Annotated in this window: 12 protein-coding genes; 3 read left to right on the forward strand and 9 right to left on the reverse strand. The window is 60.6% G+C overall.

The window, feature by feature from the left end; translation table 11 throughout:
• Positions 1–287 precede the first annotated feature (287 nt).
• The 7 genes from nhaA to DWX63_RS10280 all read right to left on the reverse strand — a co-directional run bounded on the left by nhaA (position 288) and on the right by DWX63_RS10280 (position 7,869).
• Complete coding sequence (gene nhaA / locus DWX63_RS10250) at positions 288–1,646, reverse strand: Na+/H+ antiporter NhaA (RefSeq protein ID WP_117843640.1); 1,359 nt, start codon at positions 1,644–1,646, stop codon at positions 288–290.
• 266 nt (positions 1,647–1,912) lie between these two features.
• On the reverse strand, positions 1,913–2,836 hold the full coding sequence (locus DWX63_RS10255; protein WP_117843641.1) for a manganese-dependent inorganic pyrophosphatase: 924 nt from the start codon (positions 2,834–2,836) through the stop codon (positions 1,913–1,915).
• A gap of 168 nt (positions 2,837–3,004) precedes the next feature.
• Complete coding sequence (locus tag DWX63_RS10260) at positions 3,005–3,958, reverse strand: ROK family protein (RefSeq protein ID WP_233514534.1); 954 nt, start codon at positions 3,956–3,958, stop codon at positions 3,005–3,007.
• A 241-nt stretch (positions 3,959–4,199) separates the two neighbouring features.
• On the reverse strand, positions 4,200–4,532 hold the full coding sequence (locus DWX63_RS10265) for a PTS lactose/cellobiose transporter subunit IIA (RefSeq protein ID WP_199411192.1): 333 nt from the start codon (positions 4,530–4,532) through the stop codon (positions 4,200–4,202).
• 9 nt (positions 4,533–4,541) lie between these two features.
• Positions 4,542–4,844, reverse strand: coding sequence for a PTS sugar transporter subunit IIB (locus DWX63_RS10270; protein ID WP_055285538.1), 303 nt, complete (start codon positions 4,842–4,844; stop codon positions 4,542–4,544).
• A 160-nt stretch (positions 4,845–5,004) separates the two neighbouring features.
• Positions 5,005–6,348: a PTS sugar transporter subunit IIC gene (locus tag DWX63_RS10275; RefSeq protein WP_117716272.1), complete on the reverse strand. Its 1,344-nt coding sequence runs from the start codon at positions 6,346–6,348 to the stop codon at positions 5,005–5,007.
• 120 nt (positions 6,349–6,468) lie between these two features.
• A complete protein-coding gene (locus tag DWX63_RS10280) occupies positions 6,469–7,869 on the reverse strand; it encodes a glycoside hydrolase family 1 protein (RefSeq protein ID WP_117716271.1) in 1,401 nt (466 codons plus the stop codon).
• 302 nt (positions 7,870–8,171) lie between these two features.
• On the opposite strand from DWX63_RS10280, the gene DWX63_RS10285 reads away from it, so the two are divergent.
• Both DWX63_RS10285 and manA read left to right on the forward strand, forming a co-directional pair.
• Complete coding sequence (locus DWX63_RS10285) at positions 8,172–8,891, forward strand: GntR family transcriptional regulator (protein ID WP_117637077.1); 720 nt, start codon at positions 8,172–8,174, stop codon at positions 8,889–8,891.
• A gap of 72 nt (positions 8,892–8,963) precedes the next feature.
• A complete protein-coding gene (manA, locus tag DWX63_RS10290) occupies positions 8,964–9,896 on the forward strand; it encodes a mannose-6-phosphate isomerase, class I (RefSeq protein ID WP_370445880.1) in 933 nt (310 codons plus the stop codon).
• A gap of 538 nt (positions 9,897–10,434) precedes the next feature.
• On the opposite strand, the gene DWX63_RS10295 is transcribed toward manA, so the two are convergent.
• Together DWX63_RS10295 and DWX63_RS10300 are read right to left on the reverse strand one after the other, a co-directional pair.
• A complete protein-coding gene (locus DWX63_RS10295) occupies positions 10,435–13,335 on the reverse strand; it encodes an ATP-dependent helicase (protein WP_117843643.1) in 2,901 nt (966 codons plus the stop codon).
• A 333-nt stretch (positions 13,336–13,668) separates the two neighbouring features.
• The gene (locus DWX63_RS10300; RefSeq protein ID WP_117646230.1) at positions 13,669–14,649 is read right to left on the reverse strand and encodes an undecaprenyl-diphosphate phosphatase; all 981 of its coding nucleotides are present in this window, start codon (positions 14,647–14,649) and stop codon (positions 13,669–13,671) included.
• 249 nt (positions 14,650–14,898) lie between these two features.
• Between DWX63_RS10300 and DWX63_RS10305 the strand changes: the two genes are divergently transcribed.
• Positions 14,899–15,336 carry a universal stress protein gene (locus DWX63_RS10305; RefSeq protein WP_006235921.1) on the forward strand — a complete coding sequence of 146 codons (438 nt, stop codon included), beginning with the start codon at positions 14,899–14,901 and terminating at the stop codon, positions 15,334–15,336.
• The last annotated feature ends 241 nt before the right edge of the window (positions 15,337–15,577 follow it).

Genomic DNA, 15,577 nt, shown 5'->3' on the forward strand with positions numbered 1-15,577 from the left:
GGGCGGAGGCGGGGCATGCCCCGCCTCTTACACCACATCTCTGCACGCTACCTTGAAACTTCCTAATCACCGTCAGCTAGCGCCAAATTGGAAGTCGATGGTCACTCATTAACGTACAGTTCTTATAACTTTGTTCATTATTTTCCGCACCTAAAATGATACGCCGTTTGTGACAGTACTCACAAACGGCGTTTTTTGACCACTGGCGTGTCTGGCAGGCGGCAAGCACCGCCCGAATCCGCATTTTGAACGCGCCCGAATCGGTTCTGGAGCCGGTTTTCGCGCTCTTACTCGTCTTTGGGCGAGGGATGCTTGCAGACCACGCTCATGTAGATCATGCCGAGCACGGCTGCGGTGACCGAACCGGCGAGAATAGCGGCCTTTGCGGCCAGGACCTCAAACTGGGCCGTCGGGAAGGCGAGGCCGCTGATGAGGATCGACATGGTAAAGCCGATACCGCCCAGAATGCCCACACCGGCAATCATGTGCCAGTTAACGTTATGCGGCAGCTCGCAGGCCTTAAGCTTAACCAGGGCAAACGTCATGCCAAAGATACCGATCGGCTTGCCCAGCAGCATGCCAAAGTACACGCCGAGCGTCACCGGGTCGGTGAGCAGCGTGCTCATGTCCACGCCCACTAAACGAACCTGAGCGTTTACGAACGCAAAGATCGGCAGGATCACAAAGTTGACCGGCGTGGAGATCAGACGCTCCATGCGGATAAGCGGCGGGGTCACGCGGTGCATGACGCGCTCGACCTTGGTAGTCGAGACGGTAAAGTCATGCTGGCCCAGGATGTGTGCCTCGTCGTCGTAGCGGTCATCGAGCAGCGGCAGGCACTCGCCCAGCCAATCGGTGAGACTATCGAGCTTGACGCCGCACTTGGCCGGAATGGTGAAGGCCAGGATGACGCCAGCAAGCGTGGCATGTACGCCGCTCTTGAACATGCAGAACCACAACAGCAGACCCAGTACCGAATACGGGGCAAGGCGGTAATGCTGCGTCTTGTTGAGCCACACGAGCGCGCAGGTCACAAGTGCGGCGGCGCCCAACCAAAACGGATTGGGGCTCTGACCGTAGAAAATGGCGATGGCGGCGATGGAGATCAGGTCGTCGGCGATGGCGAGCGTCGAGAAGAACACGCGCACGCCGTTGGGCACGCGATTGCCCAAAAGCGACAGCACGCCCAGCGCAAAGGCAATATCGGTTGCCATGGGGATGGCCCAACCGTTACGGGCACCGGCATGGTTAAAGATCAGGTAGATGCAGGCGGGAACGACGACACCGCCCACGGCCGCCAGCATGGGAAGCATGGCCTGACGCGGATTCTTGAGCTCGCCGACCGTCATCTCGTACTTAAGCTCAATGCCCACCAACAAAAAGAAAATCGCCATGAGGAAGTCGTTGACGAAAAGCTCAACGGTGAGACCAGCCGTAAGGTTGCCCAGACCCATATACAGCGGGGTCTCCAAAAAGTGATGGATGGCCTCGTAGGCATCGGTATTGGCGCAGATGACGGCGGCGATAGCGGCGATCACCATGACGGCGGCAGAAATGGTGCCGTTCTCGGCAATGCGCTCCCAAATGTCGTGACGTTCAAAGCGCTTGCGCTCACGAACGTTGAACAGCTGCTCAGTTGCTGCCATGGGCGGCTCCTTTCTCGGGAAAGCTCCCGTCTTAAAAAAGCACGGCCCGCCCAAGTGGCGGCGCCGCGCTCTAACGTATTACGCTTGCATCTAGCCTACCCTGCACGACAAGCACGCAGGCGTGGCCGAAAAGCGGAACCACAGGTTGAACATTATTTGCTCAACGGCACGGGCGCGCCTGCCCAAGAGACGACGCGGCGCCGTGCACAAAAACGACCGGAGCGCGGGGCGTCCGCGATCCGGTCGTGGCGTTCGGTCAACTAAACCTAGCAGGCGGCCATGATGGGGGCAGCGACCTGCTTCTTACGGGAGAGGACGCCCGGCATCCAGACGCCGTCGTGCTCGTCGGCAATGCCCAGGCCCTTCTGAGCGGCCTCGGTCTCGCCCTCGAGCAGGACCTGCGAGCCCTCCTCCATGATGTCGGTGATGCACAGGACAATGCCATCGGCACCCTTCTCGGCGGCGTAGGCGCGCATGGCCTCGCGAATCTCGTCGATCATGCCGAGCGCACGACTCTTGTCGACGGTCTCGTACTGGCCGATGAGCAGCTTCTTGCCGGCGGGCTCGAACATCTTGATGTCGTTGCCGACCATCTCGGCTGCGGTGAAGGAGCCGGACGGACGGGTGAGGAAGACCTCCATGCCAAACTTGACCGGGTCGACACCCACCTGCTCGCCGAGCTTGGCGGCGACAGCGCGGTCGAGATCGGTGGTGGTGGGGCTCTTGAGCATGAGCGTGTCGGTCATCATGGCCGAGAGCAGCAGCTTGGCCTGGACGTCGGAAAGCTCAACGCCGAGCACGCCGGCGAGCTTGGTGACGATGGTGCAGCTGGAGCCCCAGGGCAGGCAGATGTAATGCAGCGGGCCGGCGGTCTCGAAGTCGCCGATGCGGTGATGATCGACAACGCCAAAGACCGTGGCGTCCTTAAGGCCGGCGACGGACTGGGCAGACTCGTTGTGGTCGGTGAGGACGACGAGCTGACCGGCCTCGACGGACTCGATCACGCGGGGCTCGGCGATGCCGGCGTCGGCAAGCAGCTTGGCGGACTCGGCCGGAAGCTGACCAAGGGCGCAGGCCTCGTAGGTGTTGCCGGCATACTCAACCTGGTTGAGCAGCTGGGACAGGACGACGGCGCTCATGATGGCGTCGTTATCGGGGTTCTGGTGACCAAAGACAAGAACGTTTGCCATGGATATCCTCCACTTGATATGTGTACTTGGACGTAGCTATGGTAGCACGCCGATGCCGAGCCTTCGCAGACGGAAGGGCCACGGCATATTTTGGGGCGCAGGCACGGGGGCCAAGGCTGTCCCTTTTGCACCATGTTGGTGCAAAGTAACCTGTCCCCCTTGCACCAACTATTTGCCGGCGGCGCGCAGGGCTACGTAGGCGGCACCGATGATGCCGGCGTCGTTTTCGAGCGAAGCGACCTTAATGGGCGTCTCGCGCGAGGCGGAAAGCGCGTACTGCTTAAAGTGCTCGCGGACCTTGTCGAGGTAGACATCGGCCGAGGCGGAGGCGCCGCCGCCGATGAGGAACATCTCGGGATCAACCACGTTGGCGATAAGCGCCAGTGCGCGGCCGAGATAGTCGGCCATGGTATCGGCTGCGGCCAGCGCGAGCTTGTCGCCCTCGCGGCAGGCCTGGAACACGTCCTTGGAATCAGAAGGCCCAGTGAGCTCGATGGGCTCGACGCCGGCCTTTTTGCACTCGGCAAGGTAGTTGCTCACCACGCCGGTGGCGCTGGAATACTGCTCCAGGTGGCCATGTCCGCCGCAGCCGCAGGTGCGCTCCTCTTCGGGGTTCAGGCACATGTGGCCAATCTCGCCGCCGGCGCCCACAACGCCCGACACCACGTCGCCGTTGACGATAACGCCGCCACCCACGCCGGTACCAATGGTGACCATCACCACGTTCTGTACGCCCTTGGCAGAGCCGAGCCAGGCCTCGCCCATGGCAGCGGCGTTGGCATCGTTCTCGTATTTAACAACCGCGTCGGGGCAGTGCTCCTGAATGGCGACTCTTAGCTCGGGCAGGTTAATGGCAATGTTGGCCTTGACCTTGGCATCGCCCGATGCCGGGATGGGGCACGGAACGGCCAGGCCAATACCCGCCACAAAGGCGCGCGGAATCTGGGCCTTGGCGACCACCTGGTCGATAGCCTCGGTCACCGCGGCAAAGCCCGCGGCGTCAACGATAGGCGGCGTGGGCACGCTGGCCTTGGCCAGCAGGTTACCATCCTCGTCGAACAGGCCCTCCTTAACCGAAGTGCCGCCGACGTCGATGCCGATGTAATACTGCTTAGGTTCCATGGGAGCCCGCCTTTCTCGTTTAAACATTGCCTGTATGGTACCGCTCCCAAGGCAAAAACCTGCCAAAAAGGGACAGGTTTGTTTTGGCAGGTTTTATCTGGGGAAACACGCGGTACCAGCCAACAGGCCGCGTAAACCTTTGCCAAAAACAACGAGCGCCGAGAGGCGGAGGCTCCCGGCGCCCGTGAAAGGGACTGTATTGTCTGTTGGACCGCACGGTCCGTCGCGGCGATAACGCCGACTAGGCCTTAAGTGCCTGCAGCTGCTTGTGGATCTCGATGAGCTCCGTCGCCATGACGCGCATGGTCTCGGTGCCTGCCATCTGGTCCTCGGCATGCAGCAGAATCAGCGGGGCCTCGCCGTTACGCTCGCCGTTGGCCTCCTTTTTAAGGAGCCCCATATGGACATCGTGGCCACCGTTATAGGCCTCGTCGCCCTGCTTGATAAGCTCCTCGGCAGCGTCAAAATCGCCCTCCTTGGCCTTTTGCACGGCATTGATGTACATGCTCTTGGCGGTACCGACGTAGCTGATGATCTCGAAGCAGGTCATCTGCAACTCGTTCATATCCTCCATGCGGAGCACCTAGCCCATCACGCTGACGCAGTGGTCGATGATGCCGGCAGCGTTCATGCGGCCATAGTCGACCATGTTGATGACCTCGACCGGGAAACGACCGGCGGCCTCCTTCTCAAAATCGCCCTTGGTGTAGCCGATCTGCGGGCCAAGCAACAACATGTCGCACTCGTCCAGGTGATCGTGGGCCTCGTTCATGGGACGAGCCTCGATCTCGATATCCAGACCACGGTTTGCAACCTCGGCCTGCATCTTCTGGACCAGCAGGCTCGTGGACATACCGGCATTGCAGCAGAGCATGATCTTCTTCATGGTTTCCTCCTTATAACTGCGCGGCGCGCAGACGACGACTGGTTTTATTCCTTGCGGCTATTGTGCCCAACCCCTGCGTCTTTACACAAGGGAGAGAGCTGCGGGCACCGGCACCGCGTACCGGCGCCCGCAGCGGTGAAAGGGACGAACGTTAGGCGTTCTACTCGGCGAGAGCCTCCTGCTTGGCGATTGCCTTCTCGGAAATCTTCATAAAGGGCAGGTAGACGGCCATGCCAATGACAATCTCGAGAGCCTGCCACACGCCGGCGCGCCAGTCAAAGCCCGTAGCGAGCAGGGCATTGATGACGGGAGGCATAGTCCAGGGCACCTGGGCGATGCAGGGGCTGATGATGCCTGCGCAGGTAAGGCCATAGGTGATGCCGATGAACAGATCGGGAAGAAGGACAAACGGAATCATGAGCGGCAGGTTGTACACGATGGGGTAACCGTAGATAACCGGCTCGTTGATGTTGAACAGACCAGGCAGGATAGCCATCTTGGAAACGGTCTCGGAAGCCTTGTTCTTGGAGAACAGGAGCGTGTCGAGCAGAAGCATGAGGGTGCAGCCCGAGCCGCCGATGAGGGCGAAGCTGTTAACGATCTGCATGTTCATGTAGTGATCGGGCTGGATGGTGCCACCGGCGGCAAAGGTAGCCATGTTGTCGACGATGAGCATGGTCAGGATCGGCTCGACGGTAGCGCCAGAGATGGTGGACTGGTGAATACCGACGCAGAACAGCAGGTTAGCAAGGGTGTAGATGAGGATAACAGCCCACGGACCGGCGTTCATGATGCTCTTGAGCGGGTTGGAGATGCACGTGGAGATGATGGTGCACAGATCGGTGCCGGCGCACACGGCGAGCAGGGCTGCGGCAAGAGCGAAGATCGCGAGGTTGAGCAGCATCGGGATCATGACGTTGAAGGAGTTGGAGACCGCGGGAGGCACGCCCTCGCCCAGCTTAACCTTGAGCTTCTCGACGCCAGAAATCTTGATGAAGAGCGAGACGGAAAGCAGGGCGATGATAATAGCCGAGAACAGACCGTTGGTGCCGGTGTTGGCAGTCGAAAGGGCGCCCGTGACCTCGGCGGAGGTGATCTTGTCGGTGAGCAGCGGGCTCGTGGCGGCAAGCGTGGCGGTGACCTGCTGCGGCATCATGATGACGAAAGCAGAGATAGCGACGACCACGCAAGCAAGCGGGTTATCGAAACGCTTGTTCTTAGCGAGGCTGTAGCCAATCAATCCGGCCAAGATAATGGCAGAGACGTTGAGGGTGCCCAGCGTAATTGCCGAACCCCACGTCTGAAGATTGGCAAGGCCCGCCGCATCGAGCGGGAACAGGGGGAACACGACGTTGTTAATAAGAACCGCGATACCCGCAAGGATATAGAGCGGCGTGATGGTCGCGAAGGCGTCGCGCAGGGAACGCAGGTGAACCTGGTTTCCCACCTTCGCAGAGACCTCGGCAAACTTGTCGAGGAAGCTCTTTCCGTTGTCACTGGCCATGATTGCTCCTAACTTTCAAATCCGGCCTTTTCCTATGCGCACGGTGGTCTGTCGCCCTCTGCCACCAGATGTGCCATGTGTTGCGCGCGGCGGCGCGCGGTCTGGGCGTTCGCCCGATCGCTAATCAACCACGTGGGTCGTGGCGACCTGTTTGAGCCAGGCCGCCGACTTCTTAAGACGGCGCTTATAACCATCCATCAAATCGACCTCGACAAAGCCATAGCGATTCTTAAAGGCGTTCGCCCAAGACCAGTTATCGATGACGGCCCAATAATGGTATCCGCGGCACTTGGCGCCCTCGGCAATTGCCTTGGCAACCCACTCCAGGTGTTGACGTACAAAGTCGACGCGGTAGTCATCCTGGATGGTTCCTTCGGCGTCACGGTTCTTGTATTCGTCCATGATGCCGATGCCGTTCTCGGAAACGAACCACTCAAGATCGGGGTAGTTCTTGGCGCAGTCCATGCCAAAGTCGTAGAGGCCCTGCGGGTAGATCTCCCAGCCGCGGCTCTCGTTCATAACGGCGTCGGGCCACACGTACTCGTCGGCAAAGTGCGGCAGGCCGTACTGGTCAATCTTGCTCGCCGGCGCCTGAACGCGCGTGGGGTGGTAGTAGTTGCAGCCGAGCCAGTCGACAACACCCTGCTTAAGAATCTCTTGGTCGCCGGCGCGGAACGGGAGCTTAACGCCGCCCTCGGCCAGGCTTTCGAGCACGTCGGCAGGGAGCTCGCCCTTGGTAATGAGGTCAAGCCACCAGCGGTTGTTGATGCCGCTGGTCATACGCACGGCCTCGAGGTCTGCCTCGCTGGGGTTCTCCTTGGTGTAGACCGGGGTAAAGCAGTTGATCATGCCGATCTTGGCATCGGCGCGAATAGCGCCCTCGTCATAGGCGCGACGATAGTTGGCCACGGCCAGCGCGTGCGCCAGCGAGATGTGATACTGCACGGTGCGGGCGCGGTTGAAGTCGTGGAGCTGCGGGAACCACACACCCTCCTGATAGCGCTGCTCGGGCTCGACGATGGGCTCGTTAAAGGTGAACCAGTACTTAATCTCCTGGCCAAACTCGTGGAAGGCGACGTCGGCGTAATGCGCGTAAGCCTCGACGACCTCACGGCTCTCCCAGCCGCCGCGGTTAAAGAGGTAGGTGGGCATGTCAAAGTGGTACAAGTTGACAAACGGCTCCAGGCCGGCCTCGCGAGAGGCGCGGAACAGCTCGTGATACCATGCAGCGCCCTCCCCATTAAGGTTGCCGTCGGCATCGAGCAGACGACTCCACTGGATGGAAGTGCGATAGGTATTCAGGCCCAAGTCCTTCAAAATGCGAAAGTCTTCCTGGTACTTGGCCATAAAGTCATTGCCGGCATAAGAGCCAACGCAGTTGTAGAACGAACCCAGATCCTGGATGGACCAGGTGTCCCACAGGTTCTCGAGCTTGCCGCCCTGGTTCCACTGACCCTCAGTCTGCGGGCCGGACATAGCAGCGCCAAAAAAGAAGTCACGGGGCAGCTGATACTGTGCCATCAAAGTCCTCGCTTTCGTGTTCTAGAGCTTCCGGTTGGAGACGGGTTTGCTTTGGCAGGTTATCCGGCGCGGGCGCGCACCGGTCATACCGATATCCAACCCGCCAAAACAAAGCCGTCCCCAAACAGTACAAGGAAACGCCAATGCATCTCGCTTGTTGTCTGTAACTATAGCGCTCTAATTTTCTATGTAAAGCGTCTTTTTCATTTTTCTTTATCGAACTTCTTTCATGAAAGCCATATGGATGCTTTCTAAGTAGGTATACTTTCTAAATATCGACGCAAATATGAAGGGAGGATTGCATGATTCCCAAATACGAGGCGATAGCTGCAGATATCCGTCGAAGCATCGAGGACGGCGCACTTAAACCGGGCGATAAGTTGCCCACCGTCGTTGAGTTCTGTGAGCTCTATGGCGTTTCCAAGATCACCGTCAAACGAGCGATTGAGCAGATCACCGAGGAAGGCCTTATTACCAGCCGGCGCGGATCGGGCACCTACGTCAAGGACACGGCGGGACTTCCCGGCCAGGTGTTTTTTCAAGGCAAGAACGACCGTGCCCAGGGCTTTTCGTATGAGCACCGCGGGGAAAAGGTGACCTCGGTGGTCTACGATTTCTCGATCGTCAATCCGCCGGCAGAGGTTGCGACCCAGCTGGGAATGGCCGAGGATGACTTCGCCTATCACATCGTGCGCGTGCGCCAGGTCGACGAGAAGCCCATCGTCATCGAGTACACCTATATGCCGCTCGAACTGATCCCGGGCCTTAAAAAGAAGGACCTGTACGGATCGGTCTACGGCTTTATCCGCGAGCAATGCGGGCTGAAGATTTCGAGCTTCCATCGCACCATTCGCGCTGTCGCGGCAACTGAGGAAGAGGCTGAGCGCCTGGATACCAAACCCGGCTCTCCCCTGCTCGAACTCAACCAGATTGGCTTCTTGGATAGCGGCACCGCGTTTGAATATTCTATCTCGCACAACGTAGGCGACCGCTTTGAGCTGCACAACGTAACGCTGGCCTAGTTTTGTAATCCGGTGGGTGCTCGTTTTGAGCTGTCTTACGCGGCACCCGCACAACCTTATGGGAGTATGCACATGTCCGACTTGATTAAACTGACGCCGATCTTCCACGAGAAGATCTGGGGCGGCCGCCAGCTCGAAACCGTATTTGGTTACGACATTCCCGAGGGCCCCATCGGTGAGTGCTGGGCCATCTCGGCCCACCCCAACGGCGACTGCCAGATCGCGGAGGGCCCGTACGCCGGTCACACGCTGTCATGGCTGTGGGCCGAGCACCGTGAGCTCTTTGGCAACTGCGAGGGCAAGGAGTTCCCGCTGCTCATTAAGATTCTGGACGCCAAGGACGACCTTTCAATCCAGATTCATCCCAACGACGAATACGCTGCGAAGCACGAGAACGGCAGCCTGGGCAAGACCGAGTGCTGGTATGTGCTGGACTGCGAGCCCGGCGCCACGATCATCGTCGGACAACGCGCTAAGGATCGCGCTGAGGCCGCACTGATGATCAAGGACGGCCGCTGGGACGACATGCTCAACGTGCTGCCGATCCACAAGGGCGACTTTTTCCAGATTGATTCCGGTACCGTGCACGCCATCAAGACCGGCACGCTCATTTTGGAGACGCAGCAGTCGAGCGATGTGACCTATCGCCTGTACGACTACGACCGCCCCGGCACCGACGGCAAGCTGCGCCCTCTGCACATTGAGCAGAGCCTCGACTGCATCGATTTTGATGTCCAGGCTCCGACCGACGGCACCGTGACCGCGCCCGAGGTCGACGGCGTGACTGAGCTCGAGTCCAACCCCTGCTACACCGTCGATCGCGTTCGCGTCGACGGCAGCAAAACCCTCGACCAGCGCTGGCCCTTCATGTGCCTGTCAGTCATCGACGGCGAAGGCACCGTCTGCGGCGAGGCAGTCCACAAGGGAAGCCACCTGCTGGCCCCCAGCACCGTCACCTCCATCGACCTCGAAGGCAAGATGGAACTGATCGTCAGCCACCTGTAAGCTACCGGTCCCCGAGCGCTCGCCGGGATGGGGCGCGGGGTTTGGTCGCCCGCTCGGACAGTCCTGCTCGCACGGAGAGCACATTAAGTGCTCTCCGGCTCGTGCGGAACTCGCGATCGACCAAACCCCGCGCCCCATCCCGGCGAGCCTTTGGACAGCAGCAACAACCTAAAAGCAACAAGGGGCTCCCCCGTTCATCAACGGAGGAGCCCCTACTCATATCAATTTATCAGCCCACCCGGCTCTCCAAACCAAAAAGCGGACGAGCAGAGCGACGCCAGCAAGCAACGTTATCTAAGGACCTGGGCGGGCGTATAGGGCAACATCGGTCGCGAGTTCCGCACGCAAAGGAGAGCACTTAATGTGCTCTCCGTCTTGCGCAGGACTGCCCGAGCAGGCGACCAAAGCCCCCGGCGCGCCCGCCTAGCCGGATGTACGGGTTTTCCAGGTGCGGCAAATCGGCCTGAAAGAGGAGGGCATAGGCCTTGAGGTCATGCCCGACGATTGAAGGCCGAGGTGCCGTGCCTGGGAAAGCCGCCTAGGTCAGTTTCACTATAGGCGCAAAGCCCTTCATAAGCTTTTTGGTCTGGCCGGTCTTTTCGAATTGAACCTCGATCATGTCTCCGGCGACCGAGATCACGGTACCCGTGCCAAAGGTCTTGTGACTCACGGTATCGCCCGCGGCAAAGTCCTGCGACGCGCTCGCGCGATCGACCTTGCGCTCCACCGTCGGCGACACCTTGGACGACGGCTTTTTAGCTCGCGGCGCGCCCGACCCAAAGGTCGAGGCAACACGGCCAGCGTCGGGCGAGACCCCACGATGGCGCTCGGTCCCGTAGCTGCTGCCGCCAAAGAAGTCGTCAAAGCTCGATCCGCCGCGCGAACCGGAGCCGCCGGTCGAGCGCGTATGCGAACCGAACACCTTGCCGCCATACATATCCGAGCCCATGCCCGAGCCAAAGGTGCCATGACGGTCGCCGCGCTTCTCCCAGCCCGTGCCCTCAAAACCGGCAGAACCGATACCGCTGAACTCGATATCCTCAAACGGAATCTCGTTGAGGAAGCGCGAGCGCGGGTTGGCAGACGTTGAGCCGTACGTGCGGCGCGTGGCCGCATAGGTCAAGAACAGGCGCTTACGGGCGCGCGTGATGGCGACGTAGGCCAGGCGACGCTCCTCCTCGAGCTTGCCCGGATCATCGCTGCCGCCAAAGTCGTGCACATGCGGGAAGATACCCTCCTCCATGCCGGCCACGAACACCGCCGGAAACTCCAGGCCCTTGGCGGAGTGGATGGTCATCATGGTAATGGCATGCGTCTCGCCGGCCAGAGAATCCAAGTCGGAGCGCAGGGCCAGCCACTCCATGAGCGCAGGCAGGGCCTTGCAAGTGAGCGGGCCGTAGGTGCGCTCGATCTCGTCGGCATGCACGGCGCCCGCCGGCAGCTCTGTCGGCGCGGCATAGGCGTTGCCCGCGATGGCGGCAGCCAGGGCATCCTGTGGAGACAGCGCCGGAGCGGCCAGGCTATCGAGCGGATTGGTGCCCGCGGCATCGCGCGCGCCGACAAGCGCCTCAAACGAAGACACAGGCGCGGACGGCCCCGGCTCGGGCGCGGGCGTGCTCACCACAACGGGCTCGGGCTCGGCGCCGGCAGGCACGTCGGCAACGCCGGCGGCGCGCAGCTCTTCCAAGCTCTCGAGCGTACCCTCGATATCCTCGTGCGTCTCCTCAAATTCGGCGGCGACGCCCAGGAATTCCTGGATGTTCTCGGCGCGGCTCTCGGACTCCATGGTGCCCTCGGCGCGGAACGCCTGCAGCAGGCCCGTCTTGTCGACAATCATCTCGACGACGTCCTTGAGCTCGCCGTCCATGCGGCGGCCCTCGCGCACCAGCGCCACAAAACTCGACAGGCCGTTGCGCACCTTCGCGCTAAACATGCCCGTCTCGGCTGTTGCGATCTCGCAGGCCTGGAAGAACGAGCAACGGTTGTCGCGTGCCAGCTGCTCAATCTTTTGGATCGAGGTGGAGCCGATGCCGCGGCGCGGCGTGTTGATGACGCGCTTGACGCTCATCTCGTCGGCCGGGTTCACGATCATCTTGAGGTAGGCCATAACATCGCGGATCTCGGCACGGTCGAAGAATCGCGTGCCGCCCACGATCTTGTAGGGCACGCCCGCGCGCAGGAACATATCTTCGAGAATACGCGATTGGGCGTTGGTGCGATAGAACACGGCGATGTCGTCGTAGCTCGTGCCCTTGGAGTGCAGCTTTTCGATCTCGCCGGCAATCCAGCGGCCCTCGTCGCGCTCATCGCTCGCCTGGAAGGCCTGGATCTTCTCGCCGTCGCCCTCGGCCGTAAACAGGCGTTTGTCCTTGCGTTGCGAGTTGTGACGCACCACGGCGTTGGCGGCGCTCAGGATATGACCCGTGGAGCGGTAGTTCTGCTCCAGCTTGACGGTCTTGCAGTTTTTAAAGTCCTTCTCAAAGTCCAGGATGTTGGTGATGTCGGCGCCACGCCAGCTGTAAATGGACTGGTCATCGTCGCCTACGACCATAAGGTTTTGGTACTTGGCGGCCAGCAGGTTGGCGATCTCGTACTGGACGTGGTTGGTGTCCTGATACTCGTCGACGCTAATGTAGCGGAAGCGCTCCTGGTACTTGTCGAGCACCTCGGGGCGGGTGCGCAGCAGCTCGAGCGCGCGTACGAGCAGGTCGTCGAAGTCCATCGCGTTGGCGGCGCGCAGGCGGCGCTCCAGCTCCAAGTAGACCTGCGCGGCCTTTTTGTCGTTGGGGCTATCGGCGGACTTGAGCATATCCTCGGGACCGATCATGGCGTTTTTGGCCGAGCTGATCTTGCTGCGGATCATGTTGATGGGGAACTGCTTTTGCTCGATGCCGAGCGCCTGCATAATATCGCGCACCATGCGCTTTGAGTCGTCGTCATCGTAGATGGTGAACTGCCCGGTGTAGCCCAGCAGATCGGCGTCCTCGCGCAGCATACGCACGCACATGGCGTGGAACGTGCACACCCACATGCCGCGGGTGCCGCTGGGAATGAGCGCCGCCAGACGCTCGCGCATCTCTGCCGCGGCCTTGTTGGTAAACGTAATGGCAAGAACCTGCCAAGGCTTAACGCCCAGGTCGCCGAGCATATGTGCGATGCGGAAGGTCAAAACGCGGGTCTTGCCCGAGCCGGCGCCGGCGAGGACCAGCAACGGACCCTCGGTGGTGAGCACCGCCTCGCGCTGGGCGGGATTAAGGCTGTCGATGTCGACAAACGGCTTTGCGGGCGCAGGAGCCGGCGCGGGAGCGTCGTAGATGTCGAGCGGAACGAGCTCGGGCTCCGGCGCAGCGGGGGCGGTGTATGCATCGAGCGGCACGGGTTCCGGCGCGGGCGGCACGGGCGCGGCAGTGTTCTTTTCCCAGGGCAGGGGCTGGGTCATGGGCGACTCCTCATCTGACGGACGGCGCGCCTGCGGGCAGCGCCATAGTTTGAGCCGTACCAGTATACCGAGCCGCGCGGACACCGACGCAAATCACACCACGACTCCGTGCGCCGCCGTCAGGCCTGCCCCAGCGGATTTGGCGCAATGGGGTCAGGTTGGTCTGCACCAATCTATTGACAATCACGAAACCGCCGATGTCATGGCAGCAGCAGCGAGCGACGGTCAGGGCGAACAAATTGGCATGAAAAGGGGGCGGCATAGACCTTTTGGTCATGCCACCCTCTTTGAATGACAAGCTGTCGCTCTGGCCGCCGCGCAGCGTCGACTAAGTTAAAGGCCGAGCATCGGCTCCAGAACGAAGAAGTATGCGAGCACTACGATGCCCAGGATGATGCGGTAAACACCGAAGCACTTAAAGTCGTGACGGCGGACGAAGCCCATGAGCCACTTGATGGCGATGAGCGAAACCACAAAGGCAACAACGCAGCCCACGCCCAAGATGGCGATCTCGTTGGTGCCGAACGTGCCGCCCTTGATGAAGTACTTGACCAGCTTGAGCGCACTCGCGCCAAACATGACAGGAATGGCCAGGAAGAACGTGAACTTAGACGCCACCGAGCGCGTGCAGCCCAAAAGCAGGCCGCCGATGATGGTAGAACCGGAGCGAGACGTACCAGGCACCAGCGAAAGCACCTGGAAGCAGCCGATACCCAGCGCAGTCTTCCAGCTGAGGTCCTCGAGCGTGGCGATGGAACCAAAGTCCAGGTTCTCGTCATCGTCCTCATCCTCAGCGGTAGCCGTGGCGGGCGCCGCAAAGTGCGCACCGGCGGGACGTCCACCCGACACCACAGCACGCGAACCAAACGAACCGGCAACGGCCATTTCCTCGCGCTTGCTCGCGCGCCAGTTCTCGATCACGATAAACAGCACGCCGTACACGATGAGCGCCAGCGCCACGACGGGAGCATTGTAGAAATGCTCCTCCATCCAGTCGTTGAGCGGCAGGCCGATCGCCGCCGCAGGAATGCAACCGAGCACAATCTTGCCCCACAGCACCCAGGTGTCGCGACGGCCCTCCTTGCCCTTGCTAGGCGAGAACGGGTTGAGCTCGTGGAAAAACAGCACGCAGACGGCCAGAATGGCGCCGAGCTGAATCACGACCAGGAACATATTCCAGAACGTCTCGCTCACGTTCATCTTGACGAACTCGTCCACCAAGATCATGTGGCCCGTCGACGAAACGGGCAGCCATTCGGTGATGCCCTCGACCAGGCCCATGAAGGCAGATTTTAGAAGCTCGATAATATCCAAAGGGACCCCCTCGTTAGACACCCGCCGGTAGATGTTCTGCGGACGATGCGGGCGATGTCCCATTATCAACCGTTGGCGGTGCGACCGCGCCTACCCTTACCAAAAAACTCGCCCGTTCACAGAATTGCGAGCAGTTAAACCGAAATCCTTGGGTATAACTGCAACAAGATAAAGTGTCCGGCGGTCAACGCACCCGCGCCCGCCCGACGCACGAGCCCCGCGCCCGTGCGATAGACCAAGGAGGAAACCATGAACGAGGGCTACACCAAGGTATTTGTTTCACTCGACGGTACTGAGCAGCAGGATTTTGTGCTCGCACGCGCCATCAAAGTCGCCGCGAACAACGGCGCTAAGCTGATCATCGGCCACGTCATCGATTCCACGGCACTCGAGAGCGCCGGCTCCTATCCGGTCGACCTGGTCAACGGCCTAGAGGAGGCATTTAAGAACTCCATCGCCAAGCAGCTCGAAGAGGCCAAGGCCAATCCCGACATTCCCGAGGTCGAGGTCATGATTCGCGCCGGCCGCATTCGCGAGACGCTCAAGGACGAGATGCTCGACGTGGTCAAGCCCGACCTGGTGCTCTGCGGCGCCCGCGGCCTGTCCTCGATCAAGTATGCGCTACTGGGTTCAATTTCGACGTTCCTGCTGCGCAATACGGACTGCGACATTTTGGTTGTGAAGTAGCGTTGCTCCCACCGGCCGCGGGGCCTGCGGGGTTTCCACGGGCACGTCCTCGCCGCGTTGCGGCTGCGGGATGTGCCCTTAGGAAACCCCTCCCGGCCTCGCGGCCTTCGCGGCCTTACTTCAGCGAGTTGGCTGATAAAAGATGGCGTGCCGCCCCGTTTGGGGCGGCACGTTTTGTTTGGGCTGCACGTTTTTGTTTTGGGAGATCCATTTGAGCCTCATAGTTATGTTCACGTTCGGG

The sequence above is a fragment of the Collinsella sp. AF20-14LB genome, from assembly GCF_003459505.1.
GTDB lineage: Bacteria > Actinomycetota > Coriobacteriia > Coriobacteriales > Coriobacteriaceae > Collinsella.